Origin of the sequence: Marivirga salinae, assembly GCF_030503855.1 — a bacterium.
GTDB classification, from domain to species: Bacteria; Bacteroidota; Bacteroidia; order Cytophagales; family Cyclobacteriaceae; genus Marivirga; species Marivirga salinarum.
Map to the genome: position 1 here is coordinate 1,260,331 of NZ_CP129971.1, position 17,191 is coordinate 1,277,521.

At 35.0% G+C, this 17,191-nt stretch carries 15 protein-coding genes; 8 read left to right on the forward strand and 7 right to left on the reverse strand.

Annotation, left to right across the window (positions count from 1 at the left end; translation table 11 throughout):
- Positions 1–5: 5 nt before the first annotated feature.
- A complete protein-coding gene (locus tag QYS49_RS05425) occupies positions 6–1,214 on the reverse strand; it encodes an NAD(P)-dependent oxidoreductase (RefSeq protein WP_308350695.1) in 1,209 nt (402 codons plus the stop codon).
- 78 nt (positions 1,215–1,292) lie between these two features.
- A complete protein-coding gene (locus QYS49_RS05430) occupies positions 1,293–1,928 on the reverse strand; it encodes a deoxynucleoside kinase (protein WP_308350696.1) in 636 nt (211 codons plus the stop codon).
- Between the two features lie 240 nt (positions 1,929–2,168).
- On the opposite strand from QYS49_RS05430, the gene QYS49_RS05435 reads away from it, so the two are divergent.
- Complete coding sequence (locus QYS49_RS05435) at positions 2,169–2,927, forward strand: bacteriorhodopsin-like (RefSeq protein WP_308350697.1); 759 nt, start codon at positions 2,169–2,171, stop codon at positions 2,925–2,927.
- Between the two features lie 53 nt (positions 2,928–2,980).
- On the opposite strand, the gene QYS49_RS05440 is transcribed toward QYS49_RS05435, so the two are convergent.
- The gene (locus QYS49_RS05440; protein WP_308350698.1) at positions 2,981–3,652 is read right to left on the reverse strand and encodes a DUF2461 domain-containing protein; all 672 of its coding nucleotides are present in this window, start codon (positions 3,650–3,652) and stop codon (positions 2,981–2,983) included.
- A gap of 81 nt (positions 3,653–3,733) precedes the next feature.
- Here QYS49_RS05440 and QYS49_RS05445 point away from each other — a divergent pair, with 81 nt between their 5' ends.
- Positions 3,734–4,930 carry a J domain-containing protein gene (locus tag QYS49_RS05445; RefSeq protein ID WP_308350699.1) on the forward strand — a complete coding sequence of 399 codons (1,197 nt, stop codon included), beginning with the start codon at positions 3,734–3,736 and terminating at the stop codon, positions 4,928–4,930.
- Entirely contained in the window at positions 4,930–6,159 is a 1,230-nt protein-coding gene (locus QYS49_RS05450; RefSeq protein ID WP_308350700.1) for a M28 family metallopeptidase, read from the forward strand. Before QYS49_RS05445 ends, QYS49_RS05450 begins: the two co-directional genes overlap by 1 nt.
- Here QYS49_RS05450 and QYS49_RS05455 read toward each other — a convergent pair whose 3' ends face one another.
- From QYS49_RS05455 to serS, 3 genes are all read right to left on the reverse strand, one after another.
- Positions 6,160–7,383, reverse strand: a complete 1,224-nt coding sequence (locus QYS49_RS05455; protein WP_308350701.1) for a glycosyltransferase family 4 protein — start codon at positions 7,381–7,383, stop codon at positions 6,160–6,162.
- 79 nt (positions 7,384–7,462) lie between these two features.
- Entirely contained in the window at positions 7,463–8,443 is a 981-nt protein-coding gene (locus tag QYS49_RS05460) for a YpdA family putative bacillithiol disulfide reductase (RefSeq protein ID WP_308350702.1), read from the reverse strand.
- Positions 8,444–8,659: 216 nt separating this feature from the next.
- Positions 8,660–9,934 (reverse strand): serine--tRNA ligase, encoded by a 1,275-nt coding sequence (gene serS / locus QYS49_RS05465; RefSeq protein ID WP_308350703.1) that lies wholly within the window; start codon positions 9,932–9,934, stop codon positions 8,660–8,662.
- Between the two features lie 252 nt (positions 9,935–10,186).
- On the opposite strand from serS, the gene rho reads away from it, so the two are divergent.
- From rho to QYS49_RS05490, 5 genes are all read left to right on the forward strand, one after another.
- A complete protein-coding gene (rho, locus tag QYS49_RS05470; protein WP_308350704.1) occupies positions 10,187–11,794 on the forward strand; it encodes a transcription termination factor Rho in 1,608 nt (535 codons plus the stop codon).
- A complete protein-coding gene (gene corA, locus QYS49_RS05475) occupies positions 11,787–12,929 on the forward strand; it encodes a magnesium/cobalt transporter CorA (RefSeq protein WP_308350705.1) in 1,143 nt (380 codons plus the stop codon). Before rho ends, corA begins: the two co-directional genes overlap by 8 nt.
- A gap of 40 nt (positions 12,930–12,969) precedes the next feature.
- Positions 12,970–13,680: an SAM-dependent methyltransferase gene (locus QYS49_RS05480; protein ID WP_308350706.1), complete on the forward strand. Its 711-nt coding sequence runs from the start codon at positions 12,970–12,972 to the stop codon at positions 13,678–13,680.
- Positions 13,681–13,762: 82 nt separating this feature from the next.
- Complete coding sequence (gene metK / locus QYS49_RS05485; protein WP_308350707.1) at positions 13,763–15,019, forward strand: methionine adenosyltransferase; 1,257 nt, start codon at positions 13,763–13,765, stop codon at positions 15,017–15,019.
- A gap of 161 nt (positions 15,020–15,180) precedes the next feature.
- A complete protein-coding gene (locus QYS49_RS05490; protein ID WP_308350708.1) occupies positions 15,181–15,705 on the forward strand; it encodes a hypothetical protein in 525 nt (174 codons plus the stop codon).
- A 165-nt stretch (positions 15,706–15,870) separates the two neighbouring features.
- Here the strand turns inward: QYS49_RS05490 and QYS49_RS05495 are convergent, their stop codons facing one another.
- Positions 15,871–17,172: an ammonium transporter gene (locus QYS49_RS05495; protein WP_308350709.1), complete on the reverse strand. Its 1,302-nt coding sequence runs from the start codon at positions 17,170–17,172 to the stop codon at positions 15,871–15,873.
- Positions 17,173–17,191 lie beyond the last annotated feature (19 nt).

Genomic DNA, 17,191 nt, shown 5'->3' on the forward strand with positions numbered 1-17,191 from the left:
ATCCTTTACTCTCCATCCACAAAACTTTGTAAATAGCTAAATCTTTCTGTCAATTTACCATTTTCAGTAATAGTCGCATTTTTGATCACGTCCTCTTTATCATCGCCAAGCAGGTGCGGCAAAACGTTTTCGATCATTTCCTGACCGAAGCTTTCAGAAGCATCTCTTGGAAGCTCACACGGTAAATTATCGACTGCCATAACGGTAATATTACTTTCTTCACTGAATTCTGGTTGAATTGTATCAGTGGTAGGGTCATAATCATACACAGGTTCATCCACTGTAGCTGGTTTTTTAGTGCTTGGAATAGAGCCCTCAATATCACAGGTTATATCTCCTATTATTCTTGTTTTAAACTCAGGACGCATGGCATCTTCCTTTGTAAAAAGAACTGGAGCACGAGGATCCCAAAAAGCACCCGCAATTAACATATCTGCAACTTTCGTATATTTAAGAAAATCCCCTTCATAAAGCCCTGGGTTTTCATAGAATTCATCTCTATTAAATGGACCACCGTCTTTTTTCCGATGATAAGTGTGGCTGCTCAATTGCGTGAAAACAGGTCGGTCAAATCTTTCATTCAAAAACTCATATGGTGAAACCTGCAGAATATCCATTCCATACATAACTTCCATAGCGCCTTTTGCTACTCTTCCTCCGCCTGTAATAGCAATTTTGATAGCGGGTAACTCCACTTTTCCAAATTCGGTTTTCATATCAGCCAAATCATAACACTCATGAGCCCGCCTGATGTGGAAAAGATTATATCGCTGACCGAATGTCCAGATAGTATTATAAGCGCCTACAATTCCTGCAAAGCGACCAAAAGCTACAATTCTTTGATTGGTTTGAGGATCTAATAAACATTCATAATCCACTAGCTTAATCTTTTTCTCCAGGATGGTTTGTAAAAGATCTCTATTATATTCTTGTTCTTTAATGGTATGAGAAAAGAAAAAATACGTTTTTTCAGGTATTAATTTTTCCATCGGAACTTCCTTAACTCCCAAAAGAATGTCGTTATCACTAATGTCATCCACCATTTCAATTCCGTGTTGTGAGTATTCATCTGGTCGAAAGATCCTTACATCACTTTTTTGAACTTTAACATCTACCTCAAATTGGCTTGCCACCATTTGGCATTGAGCTGGAGTTAATGGTGAACGTTTATCTACTGGTATTTTATCCTCGCGAATAATTCCTATTTTCAACATATAAAAAAAAGTAATAATTACAATTGAGTTAATCCTTAAAGGTATTAAAAATAGTGGAGGCTACATGAGTTTTAAAATTTATTGATTAGAAAAAAGGCCATGAACTTCCGTATCTATTTTACTTACGATTAAAGCAAAATCTTCAACATTGTTTAAGTAATCTAATTGGTTGACATCAATTATCACCAATTTTCCAATGTCGTATTGCTTCACCCAAGCTTCGTAATGCTTGTTTAAGTTTTTTAGGTAATCAATCCTGATGGTTTCTTCATAATCCCTGCCTCTTTTTTCAATTTGCCCAACCAATTTTGGGATATCAGCTCGCAAATAAATAAGTAAATCAGGAGGAGTAATGACTGAAGCCATTGAATCGAATAACTCCAAGTAATTATGGTAATCGCGGTCAGACATATTCCCTGATTCATGAAGATTTTTGGCAAAGACATAGCAATCTTCATATATGGATCGATCTTGAACCACAGTGTGTTCACTTTCTCTGATTCTTTTAACTTGCTGAAGGCGACTGTTTAAAAAATATACTTGTAGATGGAAAGCCCATTGCTTCATGTCACTATAAAAATCTACTAGGTAAGGATTGTCTTCAACAGCCTCAAATTCAGTCCTCCAGCCATAATGATGAGATAATTTTTTAGCTAAAGTGGTTTTACCGGCACCAATATTTCCGGCTATGGCGATGTGTTTTAATTGATCCATCCTGTTTTCCATCTGACCACAAAAGTAAAAAATATAAGCTTTTTAACTGGTATGTTTTCCGATATAATCTTTTATAAATTTTTACTCGCTTAATTGGTTGAGAACCAAATATTTGTTTAATCTTTTAAAGTTAATTGAAACGTATGTTAAACATAAATAATAAATTATTAAACAATAAATGGCATTCTAAACCTTTTTAATCAATTAGTGTTTATCTTTTGTAACTAAATATTAAACACTATGGAAACACTATTTCTAGCGGATGTCATTGACATCAAATCAGATGATCCAGTAGCATTTACCTTTTTTACAGGCTACATGGCAATGTTTGCAGCTTCTGTCTTTTTCTTTTTCGAAAGACAGCAAGTTGACGGTAAGTGGAAAACTTCACTTTTAGTATCAGGTTTAATTACTATGATTGCAGCAGTTCATTACTACTATATGCGTGATTATTATGCTGCTACTGGTATGAATCCAACTGTATTACGTTACATCGATTGGACTTTGACAGTTCCATTAATGTGTGTAGAATTTTATTTATTGTTAAGACCAGCAGGCGCGAAGCAGAGCTTTATGTGGAAATTGATTTTCTTCTCATTAGTTATGTTAGTAGCAGGTTATATCGGTGAAGCCTTCACTGACGGATCTATGACTCACTCTGTTACTTGGGGAGTAATTTCTACTGTCGGATATGTCTATATCTTGTATTCAGCTTGGTTTGGTGAAGCTGCGCAATTGGCTAAATCAAGCGGTAATGAATCTGTGCAAAAAGGAATTAAAGCTTTAGCGTGGTTTGTATTAGTTGGATGGGCTATTTATCCAATTGGATATATGGCAATGCCAGGTGGTTGGCTTGGTGCTGATGGAGCAGGTTTATTAAGGCCTCAAGATATGGATTTAATTTACAACATAGGTGATGCTGTTAATAAAATCGGTTTCGGTTTGGTAGTATATAGCATTGCAATGAAAGAAACTAAAAAATCTAAAGCATCAGCCTAATGCATTTTTTAGTTAAAATTAGTTTAAAAGGGATCTCAAAAGGGTCCCTTTTTTTATTCCACATTTTCAACTGCTAAGCGTAAAAATTTATTTACAGGATAAGCTTTCTCAAGTTTCTCTACACAAAATTCCACCAACTTATCAGATGTGATTTTACTAGCTGGGTAGCGTTTCATAAAATAAAATTGTTTTTGGTATAAGATAGGAATCTCTTCACCAAATTCTTTAAAAGGAGGTTTTAGTATTTTGTTTTTGTTTCCTTGCAGTTCGCCAAATTCTTTTTTAAAACCATTTGAATTTAATGCTTCATCTAAATCCTTTTCATTATAAAGAATCTCTTGCCTTACCTTATAAATATTTTCTGTAGAAAGATCATATAATCCTCCACCTAGCCATATTCCTTCTGCATCCAAATGAACATAATATCCTGCAAATTGCTCTTTTTTAGAAATTCGGGAGATATAGGCTGCCACATTATTTTTATAGGGCTGTTTATTTTTGGAAAATCGTATGTCTCTATTGATGCGGAAAATGGCATCTTTAGGTTTGATCATGATTTCAGGATCAAACTTCTGAATGGCAAGAATTAATTCACTTACAAATGCTTTGAAAGGGTTTTTAATTTCCTTTTCATATCTTTTTCTATTCTCGTCAAACCACTCTTTATGGTTGTTTTTCTCCAGTTCTTCAAAAAACTTTACAAAATCACTACTGAAATAAGCCATTGTTTCTACATTTATTGGAACTAAAATAGCAATAAATAATTGTTATGTTTGTTTAAGAATTGTTCATTTTTTTTCTCTTGCATGGAAAATTATTACCAAATATTAGGTTTAAGTGAAATGGCAACTTTATCAGAGATAAAGTCTGCCTATAAAAAGCTAGCAAAAGCTTACCATCCTGATATTAATCCATCACCAGCTGCTGAAGAGAAATTCAAATTGATTTCTACTGCTTATACGGTACTAAGCAATCATGATTTAAGACGGCAATATGATGTGAAATTAGCTCAAATGCGTCTTAATGCAAAAAGGGCAAGTATCCGTGCACAGGAGAATAAGCAAAGAGCCTATCGAAATCCGTATCAGAACTACACTTACAGGCCACCGGTTTATAAACCCACTAAAGATGCTAGTACAGAAAGGAAAGCTACATATTATGCTTTAGGAATGGTAGCATCCATTGCCATTCTAGTTTATGTAGGTGTGGCTATTTATGAATTTATTCAGGAGAGGAAGCTTCAAAATATGATTAGCCAATTCGAACAGAAGGTTCAACATGCTGACAGCCTATATTATTCTGGAAAAACTCAAGCAGCATTGAATTTTGTTGATAACATCAAATCCATTAATAGTGATTATGTTCCAATTAAAAGATACGAAATTGATTATTTAAATTTCCGCAGAGACCAAGCCGATATTGATTATAAAAATAAAGCTTTTCAAGATGCACTTTGGGGTTATTTATTCTTTATGGAATATAGTCAAAGTCAAAACCCTGATATGCAATATAGATTAGCGGTTTGTTATAGAAATTTGAATGAGCCCAACAAAGCAGTATTTATCTTAAATAGGTTGATGAATAATAACTATAAGCGAATGAGAATGATATCGCTGATAGCCGAAATTTATAAAGAAGAATTAAATGATTATGAAGTGGCCATGCAATATTATCAAATGGGGTTGAAAAGTATATTGGCAGAATTTAAGAGTGTATATGGTAATGCTTATCGCTTATTAGTTTCTGCAGAAAGAACTCCAGAAAGTTATAAATCAATTTATTTCAATGCTGCAGAAATTTTATTTGAACAGGGAGACTACAAACAAGCATCTAAATTATTGGAATGGGTTACCTTTTTTAAACCGGAAAAAGAATTAGGATATCAGTATTTAATTGAGTGTTATTTTCAGCTGGGTAATAAAAAGGAAGCTTGCAATATTTTAAATAAGGCAGAAAAAATGGATATTCGCCCGAAATTAAATTTTGAATTAAGCTGTAATTAATGCGATATCTTTTTATTCTATTCTTTCTCAGTAACATTTCTATTGGCTCTAGCCAAAGTGATTTAGCTAGAGAACATCTTTCAATTTTGACTTCTGATTCATTAGGAGGTAGGGGATTTACTCAAAATGGTCAAGAAAAAGCATCAAATTATATCATAAAGAAATTACAGGAATATGATTTGAAAGCTGGTGGAGATAACAATTTTAGGCAGGAATTGACATATCCTGTCAATACTTTTCCTGGAAGCGCTCAGTTTTCAGTAGAAAATCAAAATGCCATTAAAATTTATGGGGCGGGGAAAGATTTTCTTTTTCATTCAGCTTCAGCATCAATTGATATTAAAGGACAAATCGAGGAAATCTCCATTGGTTTTAAATTTTCTAGGAAAGCTAAAAATAAGATTTTTTACATTGAGAAAACCGCGAATAATGCTAAAGAAATTGAGGACATAACTCAATCTTTTTTGTTTGATTTAAAGGCTTCTGGTAATTTACTAATCATTCAAGATAGTGCTAAATGGAGCTGGTTTCCATCTTCAAAGCAATCGAATAATAGTGTTTTATATGTGAAAGATCATTTGAAAAGTGGAGCAGAAATTAGAGCGACAAATGAAGCCAAATTTGTATCAAATTTCAATTCTTCTAATGTAATTGGCAAGATTGAAGGTGAAAGGAGCGATTCAGTCATCTTGCTTTCCGCCCACTATGATCATATTGGCCAAATGGGAAGTGCTATTTTTAGAGGTGCAAATGATAATGCATCAGGAGTTGCAATGCTCTTAGCATTGGCAAAATATTATGGAGAAAATCAACCAAAATTGGATACCTACTTTCTTTTCACCACTGCAGAGGAAATAGGCTTGTTGGGCAGTTATTATTTCATTGAAAACCCGCCATTTGATCTAAGAAAAATCAAAATGTTAGTTAATTTAGATATGGTAGGAACAGGAGAAGAAGGAATTACAGTTGTGAATTCCAAAAAGCATAACCGCTATTTTGAATTGCTTCAAAAACTAAATAACGATAGAATAACCAAGATTAAAGCTAGGGGAGAAGCCTGCAATAGCGACCATTGTTTATTTGATCAAATTGGAATTCCAGCAGTCTTTATTTACACCTTAGGCGGAAAGCAAGCTTATCATGATGTTTATGATAATGGAGAAGATTTAAGCTTAGAAGCTTTTGATGAATTGCATGATTTGATAATTGAAAGTTTAAATAAGTACTGACTAGGCACTCAAACTAAAGATTGAACGAATTTCAGCTTCATGTTGATAATTTTTTCCTTCAATTGCCTGTACGAAATGATGGCTTAGTTCATTTCTACTGAAAAACTGTTCTGCCGTATCTCTAGATGCTTTTTGATATTTCATCAATAATTCTGGGGAATCAATAAAAGGCTTTATTTTTTCTCCAAACTCAGCTGGGAAATCTGAATCAGCGAAAAAGCCTATGTGGCGTTTTTCCACTAGACCTCTAATCCAGCCTTGGATGTTCGTGATAATCAATTTACCCGAGGCAATGGCATCGAAGAATTTATTGGGTGAATTTGTCCTTAAAACAGGTTTATGAAGAAAGGAAACATAACAAGCATCCGTAACATTCATAACATCTTTCACATCATCTTTAGTGCCATAAGGAATGAAGAAGACGTTTTTCAACTGATTCTTAGCTACATAATTTTTTACATCAGGCAAGCTTGATCCTTCTCCCATAATCAAAAAGCGAATTGGTAAATGCATGCTTAATTCAGCACATTTAATTAGGCTCATCAAGTCATTTACAGGTCCTACTGCACCAAAATAGCTTACTACAAATTTATTTTTTACTCCATATTGTAAGACCAAATCCTCATCTTTTTCTTCTACTCGCTCAAAAAAATCGCAATCTGCAACATTTGGGATCAAGTCTACTTTTACTTCTGGAGCTTTTTTCTCAATATGATTACGCATGCCAGGTGAGAGGGCAATAACTCTTTCAGCATTTTTGTAAAATTTTAATTCCTGCTTTTCTAACCAGATTTTTAATAATGGATTTTTAATTGCTCCCATTTGAATGGGAGCTTCAGGCCATAAATCGCGTACTTCAAAAATATAAGGTATGTTAAATTTCTTTTGTACCCATAAGGCTATAAAACCTACGGTAAGCGGAGTGCTTGTTACGATTATCTTATCATAGTCATTGTGCTTTCTTATAAAGCTTTTGGAAAGCATGATAAAATTCAAGAAAGCTTTTATTCTTTTTAAGAAACCGAATTGGTTTTCATATTGAACTGGTAAATAATGTACTTTTAATCCATCCACTGTTCTGGAAATAGCCTTTTTCTCATTATGAGTGGTCAGCATTTCTACCTCATGGCCTTTAGCCTTTAAAGCCTGAGCCATAAAGTAGGAGCGATTTGCTCCCCCTTCATCAGGCGTTTTGAAATATTGATGGATGTAAAGGATTTTCATTCAGCCACTAAAGTAATTGCTTTAGTTATATAACAAATAATATTGTGATATAATTTTTAAAGTGAATTGAAATTGTGGCTTAATTCTCAATCATACGCTTACTCTTAATATGTGTCATAATCATATCAGCATGAACTCGGCTATTCTCAATAAACCACTTATTAGTTTCCATTCCACCACAAATCACACCGGCTAAATAAATCCCTTCCACATTGGTTTCCATGCTTTGAGCATCATAAACTGGAGCAAAAGGCGGTTCTTCAATTTTTTTGACACCCATATTGCTTAAGAAATCATAGTTTGGTTCATAGCCCGTCATGGCTAATACAAAATCATTTTCAATGGTGATATTACCTTCAGGCGTTTTGATGTCTATTTCATTTTCTCTTATAGCGGTAATTTCACTTTCGAAATACGCTTTTATACTGCCCTCTTTAATTCTATTTTCGATATCAGGCTTCACCCAATATTTCACCGTTTTACGGATTTCTTCTTCCCGAATTACCATAGTTACTTCTTTTGCACCTTTTCTGAAGCATTCCAAAGCAGCATCAACTGCAGAATTAGCAGCTCCAACAATAGCCAAATTCATATCATAATAAGGATGAGCTTCTTTATAATAGTGAGTTACCTTAGGCAAATCTTCTCCAGGTATTCCCAGCTTATGTGGTAAATCATAAAATCCTGTTGCCACAATAATGTTCTCAGCCTGTAAGTCGAATTTTTCAGAACTTACCTTAAATCCATTTTCATTTTTCTCTACTTTTTTTACAGGATTATAAAGAGAAGTATTGAGCTTATGTGAGCTGGCCACTCTTCTGTAATATTCCAAAGCTTCCATTCTTGTTGGCTTCGGGTTATGCGAGATAAATGGCACACCTCCAATTTCTAGTTTATCGGAAGTACTAAAGAAAGTCATTCCGTATGGATAATTGTACAAGGAGTTTACCAAAGTACCTTTGTCCACAATTAGATAAGATAAGCCTTCAGATTCCGCTTTTATTCCACAAGCCAAACCTATGGGGCCAGCACCAATTATTAATACATCTATATTTTGCATCTAGTTAATATCTTGAGTTGTATTCAATATCTTAATTAATACGATAAGTGTCCTGAAAGTTTTGGGAATTCGGGGTTTTCTTAGAAGGATTAGTCCTCCATTTAGGTAGATAAAAAAAAACCTGCCAGGTTTACTCAATTTCTAGTATCTAAAAAGATCTTGAAAAGAAATTAGCAATTGAAACCTGACAGGTTTGGATGGATTTTTTACTTGTATTTAATCAATCCATTCAAAACCAGTATAAGATTGCAATGCTTTAGGCACTCTAATCCCTTTTTCGGTTTGATTATTTTCCAAAATCGCTGCTAAGATTCTTGGGAAAGCTAACGCACTGCCATTTAAAGTATGCAATAAGTGCTTTTTCTTATCCGCATCTTTATAGCGCAATTTCAAACGGTTGGATTGGTAAGTTTCAAAATTAGAAACAGAGCTCACTTCTAGCCATTTTTCTTGTGCTGCAGACCAAACTTCCATATCATAAGTTAAGGCAGAAGTAAAACCTAAATCACCACCACATAACCTTAATACACGGTAAGGCAATTCTAATTTAGTCAGTAAGCTTTGAATATAACTGCTCATTTCCTCCAATGCCTGATAAGATTTATCAGGATGCAGAACTTGCACTATCTCTACTTTATCAAATTGATGCAAACGATTCAACCCTCTAACATGTGCTCCCCAAGAGCCTGCTTCTTTTCTGAAACAAGGCGTATAGGCAGTCAATTTGATAGGCAAATCCTCTTCATCGATAATTTCATCTCTTAAAAGATTGGTAATAGGTACTTCAGCGGTAGGAATCAAGTATAAGTCTGTATCTTCTATGTGATACATCTGACCTTCTTTATCTGGTAATTGTCCAGTCCCTATCCCTGAAGCTTCATTTACTAAAACAGGTGGTTGAATTTCTTTGAATCCTTGTTTTTCTGCTTCGTCTAAAAAGAAATTCAATAAAGCACGCTGCATTCTTGCTCCTTTGCCTTTATAAACAGGAAATCCTGCACCCGTGATTTTAATTCCTAAATCAAAATCAATGATGTCATACTCTTTAATCAGATCCCAATGTGGTTTTTTGCCAGCATATAATTCAGGCTTTTCACCGTGCTCAGATAGGATTTCATTATCATCTTCGCCTTTTCCTTTTTTAACGTCCTCTTGGGGAATATTAGGAATTTGATAGAGACTGTCTGTCAATTCTTTTTCAATCTCTTGAGATTCTTCCTGCAAAATTTTACTGCGTTGCTTGAGTTCAGCAGTTTTGGCTTTTACTTCCTCTGCTTCTTCCTTCTTTCCTTCTTTCATCAAAATGCCAATGCTTTTGGAAATTTGGTTTGATTCTGCCAAAACTGAATCCAGTTCAGTTTGCAATGCTTTTCTTCTATCATCAAGAGCAATTACGCCATCGATTAGAGATTCAGCATTTTCAATATTTCTTTTTAATAAGCCTTTGACTGCTTTGGCTTTACTTTCACGCAAATTTGCAACTTGTAACATTTTTCAGAATTTTTGGCAAAATAAGCTATTTTTAACCGTATTCTAAACAGAAAGCTATCTTAAATGCCAATTTCTATTTTATATTTCTTAAATTGCTTGACAATTAAAAAAGCTTAGCATATCATTGTGGTATCTAAAAAGAAACGGGGCAAAATTCAAATGTCTCATTCAATAAAAATCCAAAAACATAATATCAAATTTATCATACCAAAAAATCAGGGTCTCAAATCCTGAAAAAGTAAAAGTCCCTTTATGTATAACATTGAAGAATTAAACTTAAAGCTACTTTCTGAACTTAAGGAAATAGCGGAAAAACTGGGAGTATCTCAGTACAAGAAATTGCCGAAAAAAGAACTGATTTACAAAATTTTGGATCAACAAGCACTTTTACCCGAAAGTGACTTACCAAAAAAGGAAGAAGAAAAATCGACTCCTAAATCAGCACCTTCAGCAAAGAAAGAATCAGCTCCAAAAGCTAAAGCTCCTGAAAAAAAGGAGGAAAAAGTTCAATCTAAAGCTCCTAAAAAGGAAGAAAAACCTGAAGCTAAGCCAGAGAAAAAAGCTGAAGAAGCGACTGCCAAACCTCAAGCTGAAGCAGACGATAAGCAAGAACGCAAACCACGTCCGGCTCCAAAAGATAAAAGACCTAGACCAGAAAGAGCTGAGCGTTCTAATGACAAAGGTGATAGACCTCCTAGACCTGAAAGAGCTGATAACCGACCTAAGAAAGCAGATATCAAAGATTTTGATGGTATAATAGAAAATGAAGGTGTATTGGAAATGATGCAAGACGGATACGGTTTCTTGCGTTCTTCTGATTACAACTACTTAGCAAGTCCTGATGATATTTATGTTTCTCCATCTCAAATCAAATTATTTGGTTTAAAAACTGGTGATACGGTAAAAGGTCAAATAAGACCTCCAAAAGAAGGTGAAAAATATTTCGCTTTATTAAGAGTTTCTTCCGTAAATGGAAAAACGACTGAAGAAATAAGAGATAGAGTTCCTTTTGAATACTTAACTCCTCTATTCCCTGAAGAAAAATTCAATTTAAGTACCAAGCCTAATAAATATTCCACTCGTATTTTAGATCTTTTTGCTCCAATTGGTAAAGGACAAAGAGGGATGATTGTAGCTCAGCCTAAAACAGGTAAAACGGAGCTATTAAAAGAAGTGGCAAACGCCATGGCTGAAAATCATCCGGAAGCTTATTTATTGATTTTATTAATCGATGAACGTCCTGAAGAGGTAACGGATATGGCACGTTCTGTAAAAGCAGAAGTAGTAAGTTCTACTTTTGATGAGCAAGCAGACCGTCACGTGAAAGTGGCTAGCATGGTTTTGGAAAAAGCCAAAAGAATGGTGGAATGTGGCCATGATGTAGTGATTCTATTGGATTCTATTACTCGTTTAGCTCGTGCTTACAATACAGTGGTTCCTTCATCAGGTAAGATTTTATCGGGTGGTGTGGATGCTAATGCATTACACAAGCCAAAAAGATTTTTTGGTGCTGCCAGAAATTTAGAAAATGGTGGTTCATTAACAATTTTGGCTACTGCCTTAATTGAAACTGGTTCTAAAATGGACGAAGTGATCTTCGAAGAATTCAAAGGAACTGGTAATATGGAATTAGTATTGGATAGAAAATTAGCTAACAAGCGTATTTATCCTGCAATTGATGTTCCTGCTTCTGGTACAAGAAGAGAAGACTTGTTGATGAGCAAAGAAGAATTGCAAAGAGTATGGATATTACGTAAATTCATGGCAGACATGAACTCAGGAGAAGCAATGGAACTTTTATTAACTAAAATGAAAGGTACTGTGGACAATGATGAGTTTTTGATTTCCATGAATGGATAAACTAACAAAGAAAATAATAAACATTCCTAAGCGGCTTCTTGTAGAGGAGCCGCTTAATTTATATTCTGGTATCCGTGGAATGTTCGGAGAAAGTTCCAAAATTGCTGGTCTTCCGCCCGGAAGTGCGATTTATACCGGTTTCCGAAAAGACACTCCTTTTAACATTGACCTTTTTTCCTACAGTGAAAATACCCTTGAGGAAAAAAATAATATCTCAATAGAAGAAGTTATTAATTTACCTCAGGATGGAAATTTCAAATGGATAAACATTGAAGGCATCCATCATGCTGAAAAGGTAAAAGAAATTTGTGATGCTTTTCAGATTCATCCGCTTACGATGGAAGATATTTTATCTGTAGGGCAACGTCCACAGATAGATGATACTGAAAACTACCTTTTTGTAGCTTTAAAAATGCTACAATTTGATTCTAAGAATAATAAAACCCTTAATGAGCAGGTTAGTTTCGTGTTGACTAAAGACTTGCTGATTACTTTCCAAGAAAGAAAAGGAGATACTTTTGAAGCCGTTAGAAACAGATTAAGAGCTGGCAAAGGAAGGATAAGAAAAGAGGGGTTGGATTATCTGCTTTATGCCTTGGTGGATACAGTGGTTGACCATTATTTTATTGTGCTTGAAAAATTCGGGGATATTTTGGAAGAAATTGAGGAGCGTATCATGTTCCAAGGTCAGAAAAGAGATTTTGATTTACTCTATACACTTAAGCGGGAATTAATTCATATTCGTAGATCTGTTTGGCCGCTTAGAGAAGTGATCAGCAAATTGGAACGCGATGAAATTAAATTAATAAGGAAGCATACTCGCTTATATATTCGTGATGTTTACGACCATACCATTCAAGCCATTGACTCTGTAGAAACTTATAGGGATTTTATTTCCAGTTTGGGAGATTTATATCAATCAGTCATTAGCAATAAGCTTAATCAGGTGATGAAAACCCTGACAATTTTCTCTGTTATTTTTATACCCTTAACTTTCATTGCGGGAGTTTACGGGATAAATTTTGAGAATGTGCCTGAATTCAGATGGGAGTACGGATATGCCTATTTTTGGTCTTTAATAGTTGGAATGGCTGTTGTAACCTTAGCAATTTTCAAATATAAAAAATGGATGTAGGTGTTTAATTTCAAGCCATTCTTATTAAGACATTAAATTGATGAAAAAAGGAGTTCTTTATCTAATCCCTACAGTTATTGCGTCCAACACAGAATCGAAGGCTTTACCTTCTGATTTGGTCAATTTATGTAATAAATTAGATTATTATTTGGTGGAGAATCTTCGTACTGCCAGAAGATGTTTGAGTGCTATGAACATTAGCAAACCCATTCCAGAAATTACTTTTCACGAACTTAGTAAAAACACGGCAGATACTGATGTCGCAGCATTAATGCAGCCTCTTTTTGAAGGTAAATCCGTTGGTGTAATGTCAGAAGCTGGCTGTCCAGGAATTGCAGATCCAGGTGCAAGGGCAGTAGCATATGCACATGAAAATGATATTCAAGTACAACCTTGGGTGGGACCTTCTTCCATATTTTTAGCATTAATGGCTTCAGGATTTAGCGGTCAGTCTTTTGCTTTTTCTGGATACTTACCCATTGATAAGAAGGAAAGAACGCAGGCTATTCGAAATTTAGAACAAACTGTTTTCAAAACTGCACAGACTCAGATTTTTATGGAAACACCTTATCGTAACAATCAGTTAGTAGAAGATATCCTAAGAATGTGTGCTCCTCAATTGAAATTATGCATTGCAAAAAATATCAATTCAGAAGATGAAATGATTAAAACTGATACCATCCAGAATTGGAAAAACAATAAGCCTGAATTGCATAAAGTGCCTTGTATTTTCCTATTTGGTATGAATTGATAAATGGCTGACATTTATCACCAATAAATTAAAATTATTATAAATAGTCTGTTAAATTTGCCCCTTGAAAAATTAAAACGTTATGCCATATTTATTTACCTCAGAGTCGGTTTCAGAAGGACATCCGGATAAAGTTGCCGATCAGATATCAGATGCATTATTAGATAATTTCTTAGCTTTTGATCCACAATCGAAGGTGGCCTGCGAAACGCTGGTTACTACTGGCTTGACAGTTTTGAGCGGTGAGGTTCGCAGTAATTCTTATGTGGATGTGCAGCAAGTAGCCAGAGATGTAATCAACAGAATCGGTTATACCAAGGGCGAATATATGTTTGATGGGAATTCTTGTGGTGTAATTTCTACCATTCACGAGCAATCTCAAGATATCAATCAAGGTGTTGATAGAGGTAATCCTGAAGAGCAAGGAGCTGGTGATCAAGGAATGATGTTTGGCTATGCTACCAAGGAAACTGAAAACTACATGCCATTAGCATTAGATCTTTCTCATAAGATTTTGATGGAACTAGCTCTCTTGAGAAGAGAAAATAATGATATTCAATATTTAAGACCTGATTCGAAATCTCAGGTAACCATTGAGTATTCGGATGATAATGTTCCGCAAAGAATAGAGGCCATAGTAGTTTCCACTCAACATGATGGCTTTGATAATGATGATGAAAAGATGTTAACTAAAATCAAAAATGACATCATCAATATTTTAATCCCTAGAGTTAAAGCTCAATTAAAACCGGAATTACAAAAACTTTTTAATGATGATATTAAATATCATATTAACCCAACCGGGAAGTTTGTGATTGGTGGTCCTCATGGAGATGCTGGTTTGACTGGTAGAAAAATTATTGTGGATACTTATGGAGGAAAAGGAGCTCACGGTGGTGGTGCTTTTTCTGGAAAAGATCCATCAAAAGTGGATAGATCTGCAGCTTATGCTACTCGACATATTGCCAAAAACTTGGTGGCAGCTGGTGTGGCTGATGAAATATTAGTGCAAGTTTCTTATGCTATTGGTGTTGTAGAGCCTATGGGAATTTATGTAAGTACTTACGGAAGTGCTAATGTAGATATGACGGATGGCGAAATTGCTAAAAAAGTTTCTGAAATATTTGATATGCGTCCGTATGCGATCGAAACCCGATTGAAATTAAGGAATCCAATGTATAGCGAATCTGCTGCTTATGGGCACATGGGAAGAGAGCCAAGAACTGAAAAGAAAACTTTCAATGCGAGTAATGGCGATGTTTTCTCACAAGAAGTAGAGCTTTTCACATGGGAGAAATTGGATTATGTAGATAAAGTAAAAGAAGCTTTTAATTTGTAAGAATTAAGTCTTTTCATTGATAAAAAACCAAATGGGCATGTGTTGAAAAACGCGTGCCTTTTTCGTTTTCCACCGTTTGCATAAATAAGTTATTTGCTTGCAAATTGTAGTTCCTTTTATAAAATTCCTTACTTTCGATATATTATTTACAAAAACAAGCCATGAAGAAAACATTAATTGTAATTATAGCACTTATTATTGTTTCCTTAATTGCGTATGCGATTTTAGGGGGATTTAAAGAAGTTGAAAAATCTATTGAAGAAGATGTTTTAGTTCATATTGCGGGTACTGAATATCAGGGTAAAATAGGATCGGATAGTTTGCAAATGCTATTTATGCAAGCAAAGGAATTGGTTGAATCAGAAGCTACCGCTACTGCAATTGCTATAGCTTATTATGGTGAAGCAGATGATAAGACAGGAGCAGTTCATAATTTCATAGGTGTGGAAGTAGGAGATGAAATGATTTATGAAATGCCTAAAGATTGGGAAATAAAGACTTTTAAAAGATCTACTTCCGTGAAAGGATGTATTGAAGCAAATGTTTTAGCAATGCCAACTCCAGATGATATGCTACAAGAATTAAAAATGTTTGCTATTGATAAAAATGTGGCCGTTGATTCCATGTTTATCGAGCTTTATCCTGGCCCTAATCAATTATGCGTGCAGTTGTTGGGGGCTGAATAATAACTTTTCCAAAGTTTTAAAAATTTGGAAAAGAAATGCTGGTGCGAGCTTCCCAGCTCGTACCAATATTAATCTTGTATTTAGGCAAAAAAACAAGCGCGAGCTTCTTAGCTCGCGCTAGCATTCCAGTTTTAAATTTACTAGACCTTATTGCAAGTTCATTTTTTACTCATAAGTAATGGTATATCCTCTAATACCGTGTTCATGACTGTCTAATCCTTGCTCTTCATGTTTTTTAGAAACTCGCAATCCAATAGTTTTCTTCAATAAATAAAACAATATTATGGCACATCCAAAAGCAGCAGCACCGCATACAGCCACTCCAATTAATTGATTTATGAATTGTTCCCAACCGGCTTTTGCTCCAAATATGCCAACAGCTAAAGTTCCAAATATTCCACAAGTCAAGTGGACGGAAACAGCACCAACGGCATCATCTAATTTCAACTTATCCAAACCAATTGCAGAAAGTACCACTAAATTACCAGCAATGAATCCTATTAAAAGCGACAGTCCAGGAGTCATTAAATCCGCACCAGCAGTAATCCCAACTAATCCAGCTAGGGTTCCATTAAGTACCATTCCTAAATCTAGTCTCTTAAAAGTGAAATAGCCCATTACAAAACCACCTAAAGCTCCAGCCGCTGCGGCAAGTGAAGTATTCATAATCACTAAAGAAGTAGCTTGTGGCTCTGCTGAAAGGACTGAGCCGCCATTAAATCCAAACCAACCGAACCATAATAAAAATACACCAATGGTTGCCAATGGAACACTTGATCCTTCTTTGTCTATTACTTTTCCATTTACATATTTACCGATTCTTGGGCCTAAAACAATTATGCCAGCTAAAGCACCCCATCCACCAACGGAATGAACCAGAGTCGATCCTGCAAAGTCATAAAAACCCATGGCAGCTAATGCACCGCCTCCCCATTGCCAACTCCCTATTGCAGGGTAAACGAAGCCTACGAATATGATAGTAAAAATGAAATAGGCTGAAATCTTTATTCTCTCTGCTACTGCACCAGAAACTATAGTTGCGGCTGTTGCAGCAAACATAGCTTGAAATAAGAAATCTGTCCAATAGGTATAATTTTGATTATAATCTAATCCTGCAAAATCATCCAAAAAGAATCCATTGAAATCAAACCAACCAGGGCCGTCTGCAAATTCAGGATACATTAGGTTAAAGCCGATTATTGTATAGGAAACTAGTCCTATTGCTGGGGTTAGTGTGTTTTTGAAAAGAATATTAACTGTGTTTTTTGATTGAGTGAATCCAGCCTCTACACAGGCAAAGCCTAAATGCATAATGAATACTAATGCAATGCAGAGCATCATCCATAAATTATTTACAGTTAAAATTTCTAAGTTGATTTCTGAGGCTGCTGTAGCTGTACTTTCAAGATTAGCTGCCAATAAGGGTGAAAATAATCCCTGAATTGATGAGATAAGTGATAAATCCATATAATTTGGTTTGATAAAA